Raw genomic sequence first — 19969 nt, 5'->3', positions numbered from 1 at the left:
ACCCGTGGCCCACCACCGCCTTCGAGGGGCGCGCACCGGGCCACACCCCACCCGCAGCCGCTTTCTCCGTTTCCGCCCAGGTCGGAGCTCGACGACGAGTTCCCGAGACGAGGAGTTGGTCCCGCATGGCCGCCCCACAGACCGCCCACGAGCTGATCGCGAAGCACCGGCCCACACTCGACCAGGCCCTGGAAGCGATCCGCACACGCGCCTACTGGTCCCCCCACCCCGAGCACCCCAAGGCCTACGGTGAGCACGGCAGCCTGGACGCCGCCGCCGGCAAGGCCGCCTTCGACGCCGTCCTCGGCACCCGTCTCGACCTGGACCAGCCGGGCACGGACGACTGGGTGGGCGACGAGACCTCGCCGTACGGCATCGAGCTGGGCGTGACCTACCCGCACGCGGACCTCGACGTGCTGCTGCCCGCCATGAAGGCCGGCCAGGCCGCCTGGCGGGACGCGGGCCCCGAGGCGCGCGCGGCGGTCTGTCTGGAGATCGTGAAGCGGATCAGCGACCGCACCCACGAGTTCGCGCACGCCGTCATGCACACCAGCGGACAGGCGTTCATGATGGCGTTCCAGGCGGGCGGCCCGCACGCCCAGGACCGCGGCCTGGAGGCGGTGGCGTACGCGTACGCGGAGCAGGTCCGCACCCCGGAGACGGCCGAGTGGTCCAAGCCGCAGGGCAAGCGCGACCCGCTGAACCTGACCAAGACGTTCACCGCGGTCCCGCGCGGCATCGGCCTGGTCATCGGCTGCAACACCTTCCCGACGTGGAACGGCTACCCGGGTCTTTTCGCCTCCCTGGCGACCGGCAACGCGGTCCTGGTCAAGCCGCACCCGCGCGCGGTGCTGCCGCTCGCGCTCACCGTCCAGGTGGCTCGCGAGGTGCTGGCCGAGGCCGGGTTCGACCCCAACCTGGTCGCGCTGGCCGCCGAGCGCCCCGGCGAGGGCATCGCCAAGACCCTGGCGACCCGCCCCGAGATCCGTGTCGTCGACTACACCGGCTCGACCGCCTTCGGCGACTGGCTGGAGGCCAACGCCCGCCAGGCGCAGGTCTACACGGAGAAGGCCGGCGTCAACACGGTGCTCGTCGAGTCCACCGACGACTACCAGGGGATGCTCGCCAACCTCGCCTTCTCGCTGTCCCTGTACAGCGGCCAGATGTGCACCACCCCGCAGAACCTGCTGATCCCCCGTGAGGGCATCCGCACCGACCAGGGCCACAAGTCCTACGACGAGGTGGCCGCCGACCTCGCCCGCGCCGTCGACGGCCTGCTCGGCGACGACGCGCGCGCGAACGCCCTGCTCGGCGCGATCGTGAACCCGGACGTGAAGGCCCGCCTCGAGGCCGCCACCGAGCTGGGCGAGGTCGCCCTCGCCTCCCGCGAGATCGCCAACCCGGACTTCCCGGACGCGGTCGTGCGCACCCCGGTGATCGTCAAGCTCGACGCCGCCAAGCCGGACGACGAGGCCGCGTACACGAGCGAGTGCTTCGGCCCGGTCTCCTTCGCCGTCGCCGTCGACTCGGCCGGCGACGCGTTGGAGCTGCTGCGTCGCACCATCCGCGAGCAGGGCGCGATGACGGTCGGCGCGTACACCACCGACCCGGAGGTGGCACGGGCCGTCGAGGAGGTCTGCCTGGAGGAGCCCGCGCAGCTCTCCCTCAACCTCACCGGCGGGGTGTACGTGAACCAGACCGCCGCCTTCTCCGACTTCCACGGCTCGGGCGGCAACCCGGCGGCGAACGCCGCCCTCACCGACGGCGCCTACGTGGCGAACCGCTTCCGGGTGGTGGAGGTGCGCCGGCAGGCGTGAGCCCGCGCGGCTCACGCCCGGAGGCCGGAAAGGCTCAGGACTTCGCGGGCGCGGCGCCCCCGAAGGCGCTCCAGTGGTACAGCGTCATGGCCACGCTGGTGGCGAGGTTGTAACTGGAGACCTGGGGGCGCATCGGGAGCGCCAGCAGGTGGTCGGCACGCGCGCGCAGCACCGTCGACAGCCCGCTGCGCTCCGACCCGAAGGCGAGCACGGCGTCGTCGGGCAGCACCGTCCCGCGGATGTCCTCGCCCTCGGGATCGAGGGCGAACAGCGGCCCGGCGGGCAGCTCGTCGACACCGAGCCGCTCGACCGCGGTCGCGAAGTGCAGCCCGGCACCGCCGCGCACCACGGTGGGGTGCCACGGGTCCAGCGTGCCCGTGGTGACCACGCCGGTCGCCCCGAAACCGGCGGCCAGCCGGATCACGGCACCGGCGTTGCCGAGGTTGCGCGGCTCGTCCAGGACCACCACGGGGGCGGTCCTGGGCGTACGGGCCAGCGCCCGCAGATTGGTCTCCCGGGAGGGCCGTACGGCGAGCGCGGCCACGCCCGTGGGGTGCGGGCGCGGCACCAGCGTGGCGTACGCCGTCGCGGGCACCTCCGTGAGGAGCGCGTCCAGCGTGTCCGCGAGGTCACCGGCCAGCTCGTCGGCGAGGGCGAGGGTCGCCTTCCGGTCGGTGGTGACCGCCACCGGCACCTCGGCGCCGAAGCGCAGGGCGTGCTTGAGCGCGTGGAAGCCGTCGAGCAGCACGGCGCCCCCGGCGCGCTCGCGCCAGCGGATCAGGGGGTCGGTCATGCCGTGAACCCTACGCGGCCCGCCGGGTCCTCCTCCGGGGCGCGGGGTCCGGGCACCGCGGGGCGGGCGCCGCGCCGGAACAGCCGGGCACGCGCGCGTGCCACGCCTCCGCCGACCAGCAGCAGGAAGGCGGTGGGCAGGAAGACCGCGTCGGCCGCGATCATCGCCAGCGAGAAGAACGGCAGTCCGAGGACGACGGCGATGGCGGCGTGCTCCATCATCATCAGCACCAGGAGCACGTTCTTCACCCGCCGGTTGAACAGGGTGAAGGGGAAGGCGACCTGCATCATGACGGTGCCGTAGGCCACGAGCATCATGAGCGTGCCGCTCGCGGACATCAGACCGGCAAGTCCTGGCCAGGGCGAGAAGTAGTCCAGGTGGAGCGGGTAGTAGACGGCGGTGCCGTCCTGCCAGCGCGAGCCCTGGATCTTGTACCAGCCGGCCGTGGCGTAGATCAGGCACGCCTCCGCCATGATCACGAGCAGCGCGCCGTTGTGCAGCACGTTCGCGATCACGTCGAGCAGCATCCGGGGCTGCGGCGACCGCGCCCAGCGGCCCGCCGCCCACCACATGCCGAGGCCCGCCCAGGTCGCCCACAGCAGCGTCGGCACCGGCCAGGCGGGCCCGAACCCGCTGGTCAGCGCCACGACCACGAACGCCACGCCCGACACCGCCCACAGCGCCGGGCCCACCCGGTCGACGGGAGCGCGGCCGTCACGCGCGCGTGCCGCGTCGGCGTGGGCGGCCCGCCGCGCGTCGAGCGACCAGACCTGTCCGCAACGCGTGAACACCAGGTAGAGCGACATCAGATGCAGCACGTTGTCGCCGCCGTCGCCCACGAAGACGCTGCGGTTCTGCAGGGACAGCACGCCCACCATGAACAGCACCGAGGCCGTACGGGTGCGCCAGCCGAGCAGCAGCGCGGCACTGGCAAGCACCGCGAGCACGTAGAGAACCTCGAACCAGGTGCCGCTGCCGGACCACATCAGCGCCGTGAAGGCGTGGTTCTCACCGATCAGCCGGTGGGCCAGCTCCCAGCTCCAGGGGCCGTCCGGGCCGTACAGCTCCCGGCGGTGCGGGAACTCGCGCAGCAGGAACAGCAGCCAGGTCGCCGCGAACCCGATCCGGATCACGGCGCTCTGGTACGGCCCGAGCGCCGAGCCGGTGACCTGGGCGACGCCGCGCGAGAGCAGCAGGGAGAGGCGGTTCACCGCACACCTCCGGCGGCCTCGTCGGCCGTCGCGTTCCACCAGGGCAGCTCCCGGTAGACGGGCCGGGTGGAGATCCGCTCACCGCTCCACGAGGGCGGCGGCACGTTGACGGTCTCCGAGCGGACCTGGACGCGCTGGACGACACCCTGGCTCCTGACGTCGGCCTCGCGGCCCAGCCGCATCACCACGATGCGGCGCACGTACTCCTCGGAGAGCGCGCCGCGCGTGCCCACGGGCCGGTTGTCCGCGTTGTGGGTGGAGACGAGGAAGTCCCAGGCCCGGCGCAGCTCGTTCTGCTGGGTGTGGCTCGGCACCGGGTTGTGGTCGATGGCGGCGCCGTCCTCGGCCGACAGGTCGACCCAGCCGGTGGTGCGCACCCCGCCGTCCTTCGTCCGCACCTCCGCGCGCGCCTGCACGGCGATGTTCTGCTGCAACGGGTTCGGCGCGAACAGCTTCCAGTTCTGCTCGAACTCCGGATACACCCACGCCTCGACCGCCTTCCCGTGCCGCTTGCTCACGGTGTTCGCGGGCGCGAGGCTCAGGAACACCATGCCGAGGTGCACACAGACGACGACCCCGACGACCCCGAGCGCCACGGCGGCGGCGATGCGGTAGGCGGGGGAGAGGGCTGCGACGCCGGAGAGCGGGGCGGTGGGGGACGCGTAGGGGCGGCTGGAGGGGCCGAGGTTCGAGGGGTCGGGGTGGGTGGCGTCGAGGCCGGCGTCCGAGTGAGTCGTCCCGCCACGCGCGCCGCCGGAAACGGCGTCCCCGCCGTTCGCGGCCCGGCTCTCGGCACCCTCGGAACCGGCGCTGACGGAACCGACGCCCTCGCCGGTCCCGGTCTCGCCGACCCTCGTCCCCTCGTCCCCTGTCTCGGCGCCCCCGCTCGGACGCCGGACGTCCTCCCGGCCATCCGCCCGCGCTCCGGCCGCCCCGCCGACCGACCCGCCGTCCGGCTCCGGGGCCTCCGCGCGACGCGCACCGGCCGGCCCGTCCGGCCCGCGCGGGGCTCCCGAGTCCTCGTCGTACGCGTCCATTCCGCCCCGTCCCCCGCTTCGCCGCTTCGTCGGAGCACCCGGCACGGGCGCCCCATGGTCAACGGGCGTCCCGTCCCGACGCCCGCACGGAACGGTACTCAGCCCTGACTGCCGGGCGCAGCCCCGGGTACGGCCCCCGCCCCCGGACCTCGGCCCACGACCGGCCGCTCCCGCACCGCCCGGAACGCTCCCCCGCACCCGTCGCACCCGCCTCCACCTCCCCTTCCTCCCGTCCCGAGGCTCCGCCCGCGTCCCGGCGAACTCCTTGTCCACAGACACCCCGGGCAGGTTTTCCACAGCGGTTGACACCCGACGACGGCCCGGCCCACCATTGATGCGCACGGACCGAACGATCGGTCGGGACACGTCCCGGCGGAACCAGAGGTCATATCCCAGGCACAGACCGAGGTCAGGGGGACCGCATGGCCACAGCAGCCGAGCACCGCACGGCCGGCCCGCCGTCGGACGGCGCACCCGACGCCGCCGACGACACGGCGGAGCGGCAGCGCGCCTTCGACGCGGCCGTGGCGGCGGACGAGCGCATCGAGCCGCGCGACTGGATGCCGGAGCCCTACCGCGCCACGCTGATCCGGCAGATCGCCCAGCACGCGCACTCCGAGATCATCGGCATGCAGCCGGAGGCAAACTGGATCACCCGCGCCCCGAGCCTGCGCCGCAAGGCGATCCTGATGGCCAAGGTGCAGGACGAGGCGGGCCACGGCCTCTATCTGTACAGCGCCGCCGAAACCCTCGGCACCAGCCGCGACGAGTTGCTCGACAAGCTGCACACCGGCCGCCAGAAGTACTCCTCGATCTTCAACTACCCGACGCTCACCTGGGCCGACGTGGGCGCGATCGGCTGGCTGGTGGACGGCGCCGCGATCACCAACCAGGTCCCCCTGTGCCGCTGCTCCTACGGCCCGTACGCCCGCGCGATGATCCGCGTCTGCAAGGAGGAGTCCTTCCACCAGCGCCAGGGGTACGAACTGCTCTTGGCCCTGAGCAAGGGCACCGCGGAGCAGCACGCGATGGCCCAGGACGCGGTGGACCGCTGGTGGTGGCCCTCGCTGATGATGTTCGGCCCGCCCGACGCCGACTCGCCGCACTCGGCGCAGTCGATGGAGTGGAAGATCAAGCGCCACTCGAACGACGAGCTGCGTCAGCGCTTCGTGGACATCTGCGTCCCCCAGGCCGAGTCCCTCGGCCTCACCCTCCCCGACCCGGACCTGCGGTGGAACGAGGAGCGGGGGCACCACGACTTCGGAGTGATCGACTGGACCGAGTTCCAGCAGGTCCTCAAGGGCAACGGCCCGTGCAACGAACAGCGGATCACCCAGCGCAGGCGCGCCCACGACGAGGGCGCCTGGGTGCGGGAGGCGGCCGCCGCCTACGCGGCCAAGCACACCGGGACCGCCGGTGGGACAGGAGCGACGCAGGCATGACGAACACCGAATGGCCCCTGTGGGAGGTCTTCGTGCGCTCCCGCCGCGGCCTCTCCCACACCCACGCCGGCAGCCTGCATGCGCCGGACGCGGAGCTGGCCCTGCGCAACGCCCGCGACCTGTACACCCGGCGCGGCGAGGGCGTCTCGATCTGGGTCGTCCCGGCGACCGCGATCACGGCGTCCTCCCCGGACGAGAAGGACCCGTTCTTCGAGCCGTCCGCCGACAAGCCCTACCGCCACCCGACGTTCTACGAGATCCCCGAGGGGGTGCGGCACCTGTGACCGTCACCGTGCCCGTGACCGCGGCGCTCGCCCTCGGCGACGACGCCCTGGTGCTCTCCCACCGCCTCGGCGAGTGGGCGGGCCACGCCCCCGTGCTGGAGGAGGAGGTCGCGCTCGCCAACATCGCGCTCGACCTCCTCGGCCAGGCTCGCGTACTGCTCTCGATGGTGGGCGACGAGGACGAGTTGGCCTATCTCCGCGAGGAACGCGCCTTCCGCAACCTCCAGTTGACGGAGCAGCCCAACGGCGACTTCGCGCACACCATCGCCCGCCAGCTCTACTTCTCCACCTACCAGCATCTGCTCTACGCCGAACTCGCCACCGGAGAAGGCCCGTTCGCCCCGCTGGCCGCCAAGGCGGTCAAGGAGACCGACTACCACCGCGACCACGCCGAGCTGTGGACGCTGCGCCTCGGTGACGGCACGGAGGTCAGCCGCGAGCGGATGCGGCAGGCCGTCGAGGCACTGTGGCGGTTCACCGGAGAGATGTTCCAGCCGGTCGAGGGTATGGACGTCGACTGGTCCGCACTCGACCGACGCTGGCTGGAGTCGGTGACGGACGTGCTCGGCCGCGCGGGCCTGTCCGTGCCCGACGGACCGCGCACCGGTGCCTGGTCGGCGGGCGCGGGACGCCAGGGGCTGCACACCGAGTCCTTCGGCCGGATGCTCGCGGAGATGCAGCACCTGCACCGCAGCCACCCGGGGGCGACATGGTGACGGCCACCGCCCTGGAGGCGGAACTGCTGGAGCTGGCGGGCTCGGTGCCCGACCCCGAGCTTCCGGTACTCACGCTGCACGAGCTGGGCGTGGTGCGCGCGGTGCGTGTCGGTGACTCCGGCGCGGTCGAGGTCGACCTGACCCCCACCTACACCGGCTGTCCGGCGGTCGAGGCGATGAGCGCCGACATCGAGCGGCTGCTGCACGAGCACGGCGTCCACGAGGTCAGGGTCCGCACGGTCCTCAGCCCCGCCTGGTCGACCGACGACATCACCGCCGAGGGCTGCCGCAAGCTGGAGAGCCATGGCATAGCTCCCCCGCGCCCGCAGCGCACCCCCGGTCCGGTCGCGCTGTCCCTGGGCCCCACTCGCACCACCGGCCACGACACGGACACGACCGGTGCCGCCGACCCCGTGCGCTGCCCGCACTGCCACTCCACGGAGACGGAGCTGCTCAGCCGGTTCTCCTCCACCGCCTGCAAGGCGCTGCGCCGCTGCCTGTCCTGCCGTGAACCCTTCGACCACTTCAAGGAGTTGTGATGGCGCGCTTCCACCCGCTCCCGGTGGCCGAGGTCGAGCGGCTCACCGACGACTCGGTCTCGCTGACCTTCGCCGTGCCGCCCGAACTGCGCGCGGAATACCGGCACGCGGCCGGTCAGCACCTCACGCTGCGCCGCCGCGCCGACGGCGTGGACGTCCGCCGCACCTACTCGATCTGCTCCCCGGCCCCCGACCCGGCCGGCGAGGGTCCGAGCACACTGCGGGTGGGGGTGCGCCTGGTCGACGGCGGCGCGTTCTCGACGTACGCGCTGAAGGAGATCTGCGTCGGCGACATACTGGAGGTCATGACCCCGGCCGGCCGTTTCACGCTGGACCCGGCGCCGGGTCTGGTCGCGGCGGTGGTCGGCGGCAGCGGCATCACCCCGGTGCTGTCCATCGCCGCCACGCTGCTGGCTCGCGAGCCCTCGGCCCGCTTCTGCCTGATACGCAGCGACCGCACGGCGGCCTCGACGATGTTCCTGGAGGAGGTCGCGGACCTGAAGGACCGCTATCCGGAGCGGTTCCAGCTGGTCACGGTGCTCTCCCGGGAGGAGCAGCAGGCGGGTCTGCCGTCCGGCCGCCTCGAACGTGCCCGGCTCGCGGAGCTGCTGCCCGCGCTGCTGCCGGTGGACCGGGTGGCGGGCTGGTTCCTGTGCGGACCGTACGGCCTGGTGGAGGGCGCCGAGCGGGCCCTGCGCGATCTTGGCGTGGACCGTACCCGCGTCCACCAGGAGATCTTCCATGTGGACGAGGGCCCCGCCCCGGCGGTGGTGGTCCCGGCGGCCGCGCACAGCTCTGTCACCGCGCGCCTCGACGGACGCGCCGGGACCTGGCCGGTCGCCGAGGGGGAGTCCCTGCTGGACACGGTCCTGCGCAATCGCTCCGACGCGCCCTACGCCTGCAAGGGCGGCGTCTGCGGCACCTGCCGGGCCCTGCTGGTGACCGGCGAGGTCCGCATGGACCGCAACTTCGCCCTGGAACCGGAGGAGACCGAGGCGGGCTATGTCCTGGCCTGCCAGTCCCACCCGCTGACGGAGAAGGTGGAACTGGACTTCGACCGATAGGGACCGCGGCCAGGGGAGAAGCGGGCCGCGACGGCGGTTAGACGACGAAGCCGTCCTTGCCGTCGTCGGTCACCACGGGGCGGCCGGAGGCCTGCCAGACCTGCATGCCGCCGTCGACGTTCACGGCGTCGATGCCCTGCTGGACCAGGTACATGGTGACCTGGGCCGAGCGGCCGCCGGAGCGGCAGACCACGTGGACGCGGCCGTCCTGCGGAGCCGCCTCGGTCAGCTCGCCGTAGCGGGCCACGAAATCGCTCATCGGGATGTGCAGGGCACCCTCGGCGTGGCCCGCACGCCACTCGTCGTCCTCGCGGACGTCCAGCAGGAAGTCGCCGTCCTTGAGATCCGCGACCGCGACGGTGGGCACACCAGCTCCGAAATTCATGTCCCCGACGCTACCCGAAGCGTGCTCCGGCGCACTCCCACGCCGGAGCGGGCGCTCATTCCTGGGTCAGCAGAGCCGCGAGGTCGTTCTCGCGGTGCTGGATGTCGCTCCTGAGCCGCTCGGCGATCTCCTCCAGGAGACTGTCCGGGTCGTCCGGGGCCAGGCGCAACATGCCGGCGATCGCGCCGTCCTCCAGCTCGCGCGCGACCAGGGTGAGCAGTTCCTTGCGCTGGCTCAGCCACTCCAGGCGGGCGTACAGCTCGTCGGCGGGGCTGGGCTGCCGCTCGGGCGGCACCGGGCCGGCGGCCCACTCCGCGGCCAGTTCCCGGAGCAGCTTCTCGTCGCCGCGGGCGTAGGCGGCGTTGACGCGGGTGATGAACTCCTCGCGCCGCTTGCGCTCGTTCTCCTCCTGCGCGAGGTCCGGGTGGGCCTTGCGGGCCAGCTCGCGGTAGAGCTTGCGGGCCTCCTCGCTGGGGCGCACCCGCTCGGGCGGCCGGACGGCCTGGTCGGTGAGCATCGCGGCCGCCTCGGGGAACAGGCCGTGGCCGTCCATCCAGCCGTGCATCAGCTCCTCGACGCCCGGTATCTGCTGGAGGGCGGCGCGGGCCTCCTCGGCGCGGCGGATGTCCTCGGGGTCCTGCGTCTGGGCGGCGCGTGCCTCGGCGATGCGGGCGTCCAGCTCCTCGATGCGGGCATAGAGAGGACCGAGCCGCTGCTCGTGCAGCCGGGCGAAGTTCTCGACCTCGACGCGGAAGGTCTCCACGGCGATCTCGTACTCGATCAACGCCTGTTCGGCGGCGCGCACGGCCTTTTCCAGCCGTTCCTCGGGCCGCGATGCCTTGGACTGCTCAGCTTCCGGGGTCGTCACCCGACCAGCCTAGGCCACGGCCGGTCCGGCACACCCCTGATGACCGCACCGGCCCTACCTCCGAGACGGTCGCACCTGGTTCGCCCCGCACGTGCGCCCCGCGCCCGCCTCAGCCCTCCGGGCAGGCCGCGGGCACCCACTCCGCCTCCAGGTCACGGCAGGCGACCACCAGGGTGCCGGGGCGGCAGGCCAGTTCATGGGTGCAGCCGCCGGGGCGCGGCAGGATCTCGTCGAGGATCACGTCGCCGAGGGAGGCGGGGTCGCAGACACCGAGGACGTCCGACTGGAAGCGGGAGACGCCCTTGTAACGGACGACCAGGTCCTCGTCGTGGCGGAAGCAGTTGTGGCGGAAGCGGATCTCCACGTCGCCGTCGCCGGTGCGGCGCACCCGGGCGGGCAGGAGGTCGCTGACACAGCGTCTGTCCCCGGGGTCGTAGTGCGCGGGGTCGGTCGCGAACGCGCGGGCGCCCGGCGGCAGTCCGGCCGCGATACCCGGCAGCCTGGCCAGATAGGGCCGCGCGTCGGCGGACACCGGCTCCTCGCCGGCGCCCCCGCTCAGTTCGACGTACTTCACGTCATCACCCCGGCCCCCGGCTGCCCGGCATCGGCGATCACACTCCCGCTTCCGCCGCGATCCGCCCGGACCGCACCGCGGACAGCAGCCGCGCGTGGTCGGCCTCGGTGAGGTCGGCGTAGGCGACGGAGAAGGCGGCGACGGCCTCGTCCAGCTCCTCGTTCTTGCCGCAGTAACCGGCGATCACGCGCGGGTCGGCGCTGTGGGAGTGGGCGCGGGCCAGCAGGGCGCCGGTCATGCGGCCGTAGTCGTCGAGCTGGTCGGCGGCGAGCGCGGCCGGATCGACGCTGCCCTTGCGGTTGCGGAACTGCCGTACCTGGAAGGGGCGTTCGTCGACCGTCGTCCAGCCCAGCAGGATGTCGCTGACGACCTGCATCCGCTTCTGGCCGAGCACCACGCGCCGCCCCTCGTGCTCCACCGGCGTCACCGGGAAACCGGCCTCGGGCAGATGCGGGAGCAGCGCCGAGGGGCGGGCCTCCTTGACCTGGAGGACGAGCGGCTCGCCGCGGTGGTCGAGGAGCAGGACGACATAGGAGCGGGTGCCCACGCTGCCCGTGCCGACCACGCGGAAGGCCACGTCGTGCACGGTGTGCCGGGCCAGCAGCGGGAGCCGGTCCTCCGAGAGCGTCGTCAGATAGGGCTCCAGGGAACCGGCGACGGCGGCGGCCTCGGTGTCCGGGACGCGGCGCAGCACCGGGGGAGCGTCCACGAAGCGGCGGCCGCCCTCGGGCGTCTCCTCGGTCGACTTGGCGGCGAACCGGCCGCTGGTGTTGGCCCGCGCCTTCTCCGCGACCCGCTCCAGGGTGCCGAGCAGGTCGTGGGCGTCGGTGTGGGAGACCAGCTCCTCGTCCGCGATGGCGTTCCAGGCGTCCAGCGCGGGCAGCCTGGCCAGCAGGCGCATGGTGCGCCGGTAGGCGCCCACGGCGTCCCGGGCGGCGGCACGGCAGGTGTCCTCGTCGGCACCCGCCTCGCGCCCGGCCAGCACCAGCGAGGTGGCGAGCCGCTTCAGGTCCCACTCCCAGGGGCCGTGCACCGTCTCGTCGAAGTCGTTGAGGTCGATGACCAGGCCGCCCCTGGCGTCGCCGTACAGACCGAAGTTGGCCGCGTGGGCGTCGCCGCATATCTGGGCGCCGATCCCGGTGACGGGGGTGCGCGCCAGGTCGTACGCCATGAGCCCGGCCGAGCCGCGCAGGAAGGCGAACGGTGTCGCGGCCATCCGGCCCACCCGGATCGGCGTCAGCCCGGCGATCCGGCCCGCGTTGGACTCCACCACGGCGTCGACGGCGTCCGGACGCGTCGGGCCGATCTCCAGCGCGCGGTGGGCCTCGCGCGGCACCCGCTCGCGCAGCGCCTTGCCCTCGGCCTTGGCCGAACCGCTCGGCGGCCACTGGGCGAAGCCGCGTACCCGGGGCAGCCGGGCCACGGTCTCCTCGCCGTCCGGCCCGGACACCACGTCCGCACCCGCTCCGGTCACCCCGGCCACCTCCCCCGCACACCGCTCTTTCGCGCTCCCACACGAGCGCTTCGAACATCAACTCGTGCAGACCGTACATGCGGCGACGTGATCGCGTCAGACCCTGTGGACAACTCGTCGGTTGTGGACACGGACCTGTCCCGACCGGAACGAACCCGCCGACCCGCCAACGGACTTCGCGTCACGCCCTCCCGTCACGCGCCCCTCTCACCTCCGGCGGAGCCACCCCGTGGTCGCACCCACGTCCGGAACATCAGCACCGTCGTCCCCCACTGCACCCCCGTACCGAGGCTCATCGACAGCCACACCCCGCGCACCCCCAGCCCGTCCACGGAACTCAGCCAGTGAGCCAACGGGAGCTGCACACAGGCACCCACCGCCGTCACCCACAGCAGCGCCTGAGCACGCCCGCCGCCCATGAACACCCCGCCCGGCCCGACGACCCCGGCGAGCGCCACCAGATACGGCAGCAGGAACCACAGCAGCACGGAGCCGGAATCGACGACTCCGTCCGCGCTCGTGAAGAACCCCACGACCAGGCGCCCGCAGAGCGCGAGCACCAGCCCCGCGCCCGCCCCCACCAGCACGGCGAGCAGCCCGCTCTGCACCGCGATCACCCGGTCGGCCAGCTGCCCCGCGCCCCGCGCCCGGGCCGTGAGGATGCCGCCCGCCTGGCGCAGGGCGTAGAACGCCATGGTGACGAAGAGGATCACCTTGGTTCCGATGCCGTAGGCGGCGAGCGGGTCCTCGCCGAACCGCGCGACCATGCCCAGCAGGGCCGCCCCGATCCCCATGCGCAGCACGAAGTCCCCGGACGCGGGCAGCCCGACGCCCAGAACGCGACGCAGCGCCACGGTCCAGCCCATTTCCGCACCTGACCCCGCGCCGCGCCCCGCGTCCGCCCCCAGCACCACACCCCGCCTCCGCCACAGCAGCACCAGGCTGACCCCGAGAGCGACCGCCCGCCCGAGAACCGTCCCCAGCGCCGCCCCACGCACCCCCAGCGCGGGCAGCGCCCCCACCCCGTAGATCAGCAACGGGTCCAGGAGCAGCACGCACCCGTTGGCGACCAGCGCGGTCCGCATCGGCGTCCTGGTGTCCCCGAGCCCCTTGAAGATCCCGTCCACGACGTTCTGCGCGAAGAAGACGGCGAGCCCCGGAAAGGAGACGGCGAGGAACTCCGAGACCAGGTGTCCGACTTCACCGGAGCCCCCACCCACCAACAGCCCCGCCACCTCGCCGCGGAAGAGGAACCCGGTCCCGGCGACCACGCCCGTGACGACCAGCCACAGCACACCGGCCGCCTTGATCACGGGTGGAATTTCGGCCAATCTCCGAGCCCCGGCCGCGTCCGCGAGCACCATGGTGACGCCGGTGCCGGCCATGAGGATCACCCCGAGCAGCAGGTTCTCCAGCGTCCCCGCGGCGGCCACCGCACCGACCGCCGCCCCGCCGAGGCGCGCCACCCAGAGCGTGTCCACGACGCCCACGACCACTCCGGACAGCAACTCGCAGTAGACCGGCAGCCCCAGCCCGAGCAGCGCCCGCCGCGCCTCCGCCGGACCGAGCACGTCCGCCCCGCCCGGCTCCACCGCCGCACCGTCCTCGCGCACGACGACCGGCCCCGATCCCCCGAACCGCACCAGAACTCCCCCAACCTCACCGGAAAACGGCCCAGTTGATCCCGGGCGCCCCGGAGGCTACCTCGATTAGTGACACTCGAATAGAGGTAGCCCACACTGAGAGACGCCCGAACCTCCCGCGAAGGACCCCCGTGCTGACCCTCTCGATCCTCGGCTTCCTGGCGGAACGCCCTCTGCACGCCTACGAGTTGCGCCGCCGCATCTCCGACCTGATCGGCCACAACCGCCCGGTCAGCGACGGCGCGCTCTACCCTGCCGTCAACCGCCTCCGCCAGGCCGGGCACGTCGAACGCCGGGCAGAGCCGGGCGAGAACGCGCCCACCCGGCAGGTGCTGCGGATCACGCCCTCCGGCCGGGCCGAGCTGCTGCGCAGGCTGACCGAGCCCAAGGAGACCGAGATCACGGACGGCGGCGCCTTCTTCACCCTGCTCGCCTTCCTCGGCCAGGTCCCGGAACCGGCCCGCCGGGCCGCCGTCCTGCGCCGCCGACTCGACTTCCTGACCGCGCCGGCCGGCTTCTTCACCCGCGCCGGACAGCCGGTGCGCATCAAGGACGAGGAGGACCCGTACCGCAGAGGAATGCTGATCATGGCGCGCGCGGCCCAGCAGGCGGAACGGGCATGGCTGGAGGAAACACTCCGCGAACTGGAGAAGAAGCTCCCCTGAGGGCGCATCGAAGAAGGCGCCCGCGGTCCTGAGACCTTACTCACAGAAGCCCTGCGCAGCGGCACCCCGCGGGGCGCCACGCGAAGTCACCCGAAGCGGCCGGAATCGAACGGACGTGACCCGCGACACCCCGGCACGATCCGAGGCGGCGTCACCACCGGCCCCGGACACGACAATGGGCGGCACCGTTTTCACGATGCCGCCCATTGGATGGTGCGCGAGGGGGGAGTTGAACCCCCACGCCCTTTCGGGCACTGGAACCTGAATCCAGCGCGTCTGCCTATTCCGCCACCCGCGCATTGGGTGTGTCTTCCGTTTCCGGCCCTTTCGGGCTGGCCCCTTCCGACATCGAGAACATTAGCACGCCGTCCGGGGTGGATTCACATCCCTTCCCGCAGCCCCCTCCACCACCCCTCACCAGCGCACCTGTCCCTCACTGGGGCACACGCGTTCCCTTCCGCCCCGCCCGGCACGACCTGACGCCCCGCCTCCCGCACGCCCGCACCGGCTCCCCCGTCCCGCCCGGGCCGGCCTTCCCGCACGGAGATGCCTTGTTCAGGTATCAACCTCGTACCGGTCCGGCCCGTCTTATCCACAGGGGGACCGGGCTCACCGCCACGTGCGGGACACTGGAGCCGAGCCGCCTCTACGATCCTTGCCTCAAGGAGTTCGAAGGGGGCGGCTGGGGGAACCGGCTGATTGCCGGGCGCGTAGATACGATCAGTAAGAGGTACGGGCCAAGCGGCGGTACCAAGCACGGCAAGCAGTACGGCAGCGACGGAGGAGGTGCCCCGTGGGAGTCCTGAAGAAGTTCGAGCAGCGTCTCGAAGGTCTGGTCAACGGCACCTTCGCCAAGGTGTTCAAGTCCGAGGTCCAGCCGGTGGAGATCGCCGGCGCGCTCCAGCGCGAGTGCGACAACAACGCCACGATCTGGAACCGCGACCGCACGGTCGTGCCCAACGACTTCATCGTGGAACTGAGCACACCCGACTTCGAGCGCCTCAGCCCCTACTCCGGGCAGCTCGGCGACGAGCTGGCCGGCATGGTGCGCGACTACGCCAAGCAGCAGCGCTACACCTTCATGGGCCCGATCAAGGTCAACCTGGAGAAGGCCGAAGACCTCGACACCGGTCTGTACCGGGTGCGCAGCCGCACCCTGGCCTCCTCCAGCAGCCAGCAGGCGCCCGGAGGACCGCAGCCCGGCGGCCAGCCCCCGGCCGGCCCCCAGGGCGGCTACGGCTACCCGCCCGCCGCCGCCCCGCCCATGCCGTCCGCGCCGCCCCCCGGCGCCCGGCCCGGGGGCTACGGTTACCCGCAGCCCGCCACCCAGCGGCCCGCGGCCGCCCCCATGGGCGGCGGCCAGACCCGCTACTGGATCGAGATCAACGGCACCCGCCACCAGATCTCCCGCGCGACCCTCGTGCTCGGCCGCAGCACCGAGGCCGACGTGCGGATCGACGACCCCGGCGTCTCCCGCCGGCACTGCGAGATCCGGACCGGAACGCCCTCGACGATCCAGGATCTCGGCTCCACCAACGGCATCGTGGTGGACGGGCAGCACACCACCCGCGCTACGCTCCGCGACGGCTCGCGGATCGTCGTGGGCAGCACCACCGTTATCTATAGGCAAGCCGAAGGGTGAAGCGGGGGCAATGTCAGAGCTGACCCTCACGGTCATGCGGCTGGGTTTCCTGGCCGTACTGTGGCTGTTCGTGATCGTGGCCGTGCAGGTCATCCGCAGCGATCTGTTCGGTACGCGCGTCACCCAGCGCGGTGCGCGCCGGGAAGCGGCCCGCCCGCAGCAGGCCGCCCGACAGCAGGCCGCGCCCCCGCAGCAGCGCGCCCAGCAAGGCCGCCGGGCCCAGCAGAGCGGCGGCGGCCGCCAGCGGCGCAACGCACCCAGCAAGCTCGTCGTGACCGAGGGCACGCTGACCGGCACCACCGTCGCCCTCCAGGGACAGACCATCACCCTGGGCCGCGCCCACGACTCCACGATCGTGCTGGACGACGACTACGCCTCCAGCAGACATGCCAGGATCTACCCGGACCGCGACGGTCAGTGGATCGTCGAGGACCTCGGCTCCACCAACGGCACATACCTGGACCGGTCCCGGCTGACGACGCCCACGCCGATTTCGCTGGGAGCGCCGATCCGCATCGGCAAGACCGTCATCGAGCTGCGGAAGTAGTACGACAATGAGCGAGCGGAGCGAGCACGCAACGGCGGACCTCACCCCGGTCCCCGGCGCGCTCCCGACCGGAGGGTGGGCAGTGTGGCTCGACACGACCGGCTGTACCCGGAGCCGACGGGCGAGGTGCGCATGAGTCTGTCACTGCGCTTCGCCGCCGGATCGCACAAGGGCATGATCCGGGAAGGCAACGAGGACTCCGGTTACGCCGGTCCGCGCCTGCTCGCCATCGCCGACGGCATGGGCGGCCAGGCGGCCGGCGAGGTCGCGTCCTCCGAGGTGATCTCCACCCTGGTCACCCTCGACGACGACGTGCCCGGCTCCGACCTGCTCACCTCCCTCGGCCAGGCCGTGCAGTACGCCAACGACCAGCTCCGCAGCATGGTCGAGGAGGACCCCCAGCTCGAAGGCATGGGGACCACGCTGACCGCCCTGCTGTGGACCGGCCAGCGCCTCGGCCTGGTGCACGTCGGCGACTCGCGCGCCTACCTGCTGCGCGACGGGATGCTCACCCAGATCACGCAGGACCACACCTGGGTGCAGCGCCTGGTCGACGAGGGCCGGATCACCGAGGAAGAGGCCACCACCCACCCGCAGCGCTCCCTGCTGATGCGCGCGCTGGGCAGCGGCGACCACGTGGAGCCCGACCTCTCGGTCCGCGAGGTCCGCGCCGGTGACCGCTATCTGATCTGCTCCGACGGCCTCTCCGGCGTCGTCTCCCACCAGACGATGGAGGAGACCCTCGCCAGCTACCAGGGCCCGCAGGAGACCGTGCAGGAGCTGATCCAGCTCGCGCTGCGCGGCGGCGGCCCCGACAACATCACCGTGATCGTCGCCGACGTCCTCGACCTGGACACCGGCGACACCCTCGCCGGCCAGCTCTCCGACACCCCCGTGGTGGTCGGCGCCGTCGCCGAGAACCAGCTCCACCTGCACGACAACGGCATCATGCAGACCCCGGCGGGGCGCGCCTCCGGGCTCGGCCGCCAGGGCCGCGGCCAGGGCGGCGGCGGAGAGTACGGCGGCTCCGGCGGGGACTACGAGGGCGAGAACTACACCGACGACGACTTCGTCAAGCCCCGCAAGGGCCGCCGGTGGCTCAAGCGCACGTTCTACAGCGCCCTCGCCCTCGCGGTGATCGGCGGCGGCGTCTACGGCGGCTACCGCTGGACCCAGACGCAGTACTACGTCGGCATCAACGGCAAGCACGTCGCCCTCTACCGGGGCATCAGCCAGAACCTGGCCTGGGTCTCCCTCTCGAAGGTCGAGAAGGACCACCCCGAGATCGAACTCAAGTACCTGCCGACGTATCAGCAGAAGCAGGTCAAGAACACGATCGCGGCGGGCGGCCTCGAGCAGGCCCGCACCAAGATCGACGCTCTCGCGCTCCAGGCGTCGGCCTGCCGCAAGCAGGCCGAACGCGCGGCCGCCGGGAGCGAGAGCGACAAGACGGGCCGGGATTCGGCGACGGGCGGCACCACCACCGCCACCCGCACCTCCTTCTCGGCCACGGGCTCCCCGACCCCGAACCCGTCGGGATCGGCCCAGTCGTCCACCGCGTCGCCCTCGAAGTCCCCGACCGCAACCGCCACGCCCCGGCCCGGCCCGAGCCTCTCCAAGGATGAGCAGAAGGTCGTCGATCAGTGCGGCAAGCAGTAGGCAAGCCGTGAGAGGCCCCGTCACACGATGAGCAGTACTACCAACACGCCGACGCACCAGACGTCCACGATCGGCTCCATCGGCGCACCGAGCCGTCGGAACACCGAGCTGGCCCTGCTGATCTTCGCCGTGGTCATCCCGGTGTTCGCCTACGCCAACGTGGGCCTGGCCCTGAACGACGAGGTCCCCGCCGGCCTGCTCGGCTACGGCCTGGGCCTCGGCCTGCTGGCCGGCGTCGCCCACCTCGTCGTCCGGAAGTTCGCGCCGTACGCCGACCCGCTGCTGCTGCCGCTGGCCACCCTGCTCAACGGGCTCGGCCTGGTCTGCATCTGGCGCCTGGACCAGTCGAAGCTGCTGCAGTCCATCGGCCAGGCGGGCGGCAAGGCGACCAACCAGCTCGTCTACACCGCGCTGGGCATCGTCCTGTTCGCCGTCGTGCTGATCTTCCTCAAGGAACACCGCACGCTGCAGCGGTACACCTACATCTCCATGGCGGCGGCGCTGGTCCTGCTGCTGCTCCCGCTGGTGCCCGGACTCGGCGCCGACCTGACCTACGGCGCCAAGATCTGGATCAAGATCGGCAGCTTCACCATCCAGCCCGGTGAGTTCGCCAAGATCGCGCTCGCGGTCTTCTTCGCCGGCTATCTGATGGTCAAGCGGGACGCGCTCGCGCTCGCCAGCCGCCGCTTCATGGGCCTCTACCTGCCGCGTGGCCGCGACCTCGGCCCGATCCTGGTCGTCTGGTTCATCTCGATCCTGATCCTGGTCTTCGAGACCGACCTCGGTACCTCGCTGCTGTTCTTCGGCATGTTCGTGATCATGCTGTACGTCGCCACCGAGCGGACCAGCTGGATCGTGTTCGGTCTGCTGATGTCCGCGGCCGGCGCCGTCGGCGTGGCCACCTTCGAGCCACACGTCCAGACCCGTGTGCAGGCCTGGCTCGACCCGATGCGCGAGTACAGGCTCAGCCGCACGATCACGCACGACGGCATTCCCCACTCCGACCAGCTGCAGCAGGCCCTGTGGGCGTTCGGCTCCGGCGGCACCCTCGGCACCGGCTGGGGGCAGGGCCACTCCGAGCTGATCCGCTTCGCCGCCAACTCCGACTTCATCCTCGCCACCTTCGGCGAGGAGCTGGGCCTGGCGGGCATCATGGCGATCCTGCTGGTCTACGGCCTGATCGTCGAGCGCGGTGTGCGCACCGCCCTTGCCGCCCGCGACCCCTTCGGCAAGATGCTCGCGGTGGGCCTGTCCGGCGCCTTCGCCCTCCAGGTGTTCGTCGTCGCCGGCGGTGTGATGGGTCTCATCCCGCTGACCGGTATGACGATGCCGTTCCTCGCCTACGGCGGTTCGTCCGTCATCGCCAACTGGGCGCTCATCGCCATTCTCATTCGCATCAGCGACACGGCCCGCCGCCCCGCGCCCGCCCCTGCCGCCAGTCCCGACGCCGAGATGACCCAGATCGTCCGGCCCGGCGACAACGGACCCGCCGCCGAAGCGTGAGCGCCCGCGACCACGGCGGTGCGGCGGCCCTCAGGTGCCCGCTGCGCCGCCGTACGACCGTCACGGGCCAGCCGGGGCACACAGCCGGTGCCCCTAGACTGTGGGC

19 protein-coding genes and 1 tRNA gene are annotated in these 19969 nt (G+C 72.3%); 11 read left to right on the top strand and 9 right to left on the bottom strand.

The window, feature by feature from the left end:
* The first annotated feature begins 125 nt into the window (after window positions 1-125).
* On the top strand, window positions 126-1817 hold the full coding sequence (gene paaN, locus ACWEEU_RS02785) for a phenylacetic acid degradation protein PaaN (RefSeq protein WP_451727749.1): 1692 nt from the start codon (window positions 126-128) through the stop codon (window positions 1815-1817).
* Window positions 1818-1851: 34 nt separating this feature from the next.
* On the opposite strand, the gene ACWEEU_RS02780 is transcribed toward paaN, so the two are convergent.
* Genes ACWEEU_RS02780 through ACWEEU_RS02770 form a run of 3 tightly spaced genes read right to left on the bottom strand, consistent with a single transcriptional unit; the run spans window position 1852 to window position 4858 of the window.
* A complete protein-coding gene (locus ACWEEU_RS02780; RefSeq protein WP_451727746.1) occupies window positions 1852-2610 on the bottom strand; it encodes a TrmH family RNA methyltransferase in 759 nt (252 codons plus the stop codon).
* Window positions 2607-3821 (bottom strand): HTTM domain-containing protein, encoded by a 1215-nt coding sequence (locus tag ACWEEU_RS02775; protein ID WP_451727743.1) that lies wholly within the window; start codon window positions 3819-3821, stop codon window positions 2607-2609. The genes ACWEEU_RS02780 and ACWEEU_RS02775 overlap by 4 nt, the downstream gene beginning before the upstream one ends.
* On the bottom strand, window positions 3818-4858 hold the full coding sequence (locus tag ACWEEU_RS02770; RefSeq protein WP_451727740.1) for a DUF5819 family protein: 1041 nt from the start codon (window positions 4856-4858) through the stop codon (window positions 3818-3820). Before ACWEEU_RS02770 ends, ACWEEU_RS02775 begins: the two co-directional genes overlap by 4 nt.
* Before the next feature lie 422 nt (window positions 4859-5280).
* Between ACWEEU_RS02770 and paaA the strand changes: the two genes are divergently transcribed.
* Genes paaA through ACWEEU_RS02745 form a run of 5 tightly spaced genes read left to right on the top strand, consistent with a single transcriptional unit; the run spans window position 5281 to window position 8903 of the window.
* The gene (paaA, locus tag ACWEEU_RS02765) at window positions 5281-6300 is read left to right on the top strand and encodes a 1,2-phenylacetyl-CoA epoxidase subunit PaaA (protein WP_385739065.1); all 1020 of its coding nucleotides are present in this window, start codon (window positions 5281-5283) and stop codon (window positions 6298-6300) included.
* The gene (gene paaB, locus ACWEEU_RS02760) at window positions 6297-6584 is read left to right on the top strand and encodes a 1,2-phenylacetyl-CoA epoxidase subunit PaaB (protein ID WP_161179987.1); all 288 of its coding nucleotides are present in this window, start codon (window positions 6297-6299) and stop codon (window positions 6582-6584) included. The genes paaA and paaB overlap by 4 nt, the downstream gene beginning before the upstream one ends.
* The gene (paaC, locus tag ACWEEU_RS02755; protein WP_451727736.1) at window positions 6581-7300 is read left to right on the top strand and encodes a 1,2-phenylacetyl-CoA epoxidase subunit PaaC; all 720 of its coding nucleotides are present in this window, start codon (window positions 6581-6583) and stop codon (window positions 7298-7300) included. Before paaB ends, paaC begins: the two co-directional genes overlap by 4 nt.
* Window positions 7294-7839, top strand: a complete 546-nt coding sequence (gene paaD, locus ACWEEU_RS02750; protein ID WP_451727733.1) for a 1,2-phenylacetyl-CoA epoxidase subunit PaaD — start codon at window positions 7294-7296, stop codon at window positions 7837-7839. The genes paaC and paaD overlap by 7 nt, the downstream gene beginning before the upstream one ends.
* A complete protein-coding gene (locus tag ACWEEU_RS02745; protein ID WP_451727730.1) occupies window positions 7839-8903 on the top strand; it encodes a 2Fe-2S iron-sulfur cluster-binding protein in 1065 nt (354 codons plus the stop codon). Before paaD ends, ACWEEU_RS02745 begins: the two co-directional genes overlap by 1 nt.
* Before the next feature lie 37 nt (window positions 8904-8940).
* On the opposite strand, the gene ACWEEU_RS02740 is transcribed toward ACWEEU_RS02745, so the two are convergent.
* From ACWEEU_RS02740 to ACWEEU_RS02720, 5 genes are all read right to left on the bottom strand, one after another.
* A complete protein-coding gene (locus tag ACWEEU_RS02740; protein ID WP_018547693.1) occupies window positions 8941-9270 on the bottom strand; it encodes a rhodanese-like domain-containing protein in 330 nt (109 codons plus the stop codon).
* 73 nt (window positions 9271-9343) lie between these two features.
* Entirely contained in the window at window positions 9344-10156 is an 813-nt protein-coding gene (locus ACWEEU_RS02735) for a hypothetical protein (RefSeq protein ID WP_385739077.1), read from the bottom strand.
* A 109-nt stretch (window positions 10157-10265) separates the two neighbouring features.
* Entirely contained in the window at window positions 10266-10730 is a 465-nt protein-coding gene (locus tag ACWEEU_RS02730; RefSeq protein WP_385739080.1) for a hypothetical protein, read from the bottom strand.
* Window positions 10731-10767: 37 nt separating this feature from the next.
* Window positions 10768-12204 carry a DUF2252 domain-containing protein gene (locus ACWEEU_RS02725; protein WP_451727725.1) on the bottom strand — a complete coding sequence of 479 codons (1437 nt, stop codon included), beginning with the start codon at window positions 12202-12204 and terminating at the stop codon, window positions 10768-10770.
* Between the two features lie 194 nt (window positions 12205-12398).
* Window positions 12399-13847 carry an MATE family efflux transporter gene (locus tag ACWEEU_RS02720; RefSeq protein ID WP_451727722.1) on the bottom strand — a complete coding sequence of 483 codons (1449 nt, stop codon included), beginning with the start codon at window positions 13845-13847 and terminating at the stop codon, window positions 12399-12401.
* Between the two features lie 131 nt (window positions 13848-13978).
* Between ACWEEU_RS02720 and ACWEEU_RS02715 the strand changes: the two genes are divergently transcribed.
* Entirely contained in the window at window positions 13979-14512 is a 534-nt protein-coding gene (locus tag ACWEEU_RS02715; protein WP_451727719.1) for a PadR family transcriptional regulator, read from the top strand.
* 211 nt (window positions 14513-14723) lie between these two features.
* Here the strand turns inward: ACWEEU_RS02715 and ACWEEU_RS02710 are convergent.
* A tRNA-Leu gene (locus ACWEEU_RS02710) sits at window positions 14724-14810 on the bottom strand.
* A 495-nt stretch (window positions 14811-15305) separates the two neighbouring features.
* Here ACWEEU_RS02710 and ACWEEU_RS02705 point away from each other — a divergent pair.
* From ACWEEU_RS02705 to ACWEEU_RS02690, 4 genes are all read left to right on the top strand, one after another.
* A complete protein-coding gene (locus ACWEEU_RS02705) occupies window positions 15306-16154 on the top strand; it encodes an FhaA domain-containing protein (RefSeq protein ID WP_385739092.1) in 849 nt (282 codons plus the stop codon).
* 10 nt (window positions 16155-16164) lie between these two features.
* Window positions 16165-16701, top strand: a complete 537-nt coding sequence (locus ACWEEU_RS02700) for an FHA domain-containing protein FhaB/FipA (RefSeq protein WP_199581567.1) — start codon at window positions 16165-16167, stop codon at window positions 16699-16701.
* 84 nt (window positions 16702-16785) lie between these two features.
* The gene (locus ACWEEU_RS02695) at window positions 16786-18360 is read left to right on the top strand and encodes a Stp1/IreP family PP2C-type Ser/Thr phosphatase (protein WP_451727714.1); all 1575 of its coding nucleotides are present in this window, start codon (window positions 16786-16788) and stop codon (window positions 18358-18360) included.
* Between the two features lie 27 nt (window positions 18361-18387).
* Complete coding sequence (locus tag ACWEEU_RS02690) at window positions 18388-19863, top strand: FtsW/RodA/SpoVE family cell cycle protein (RefSeq protein ID WP_385739099.1); 1476 nt, start codon at window positions 18388-18390, stop codon at window positions 19861-19863.
* Window positions 19864-19969: the final 106 nt, after the last annotated feature.

It is taken from the genome of Streptomyces sp. NPDC005004, assembly GCF_053600675.1.
Note: the sequence above shows the minus strand (reverse complement) of the source record. Positions and strands in the feature narration are given on the sequence as shown.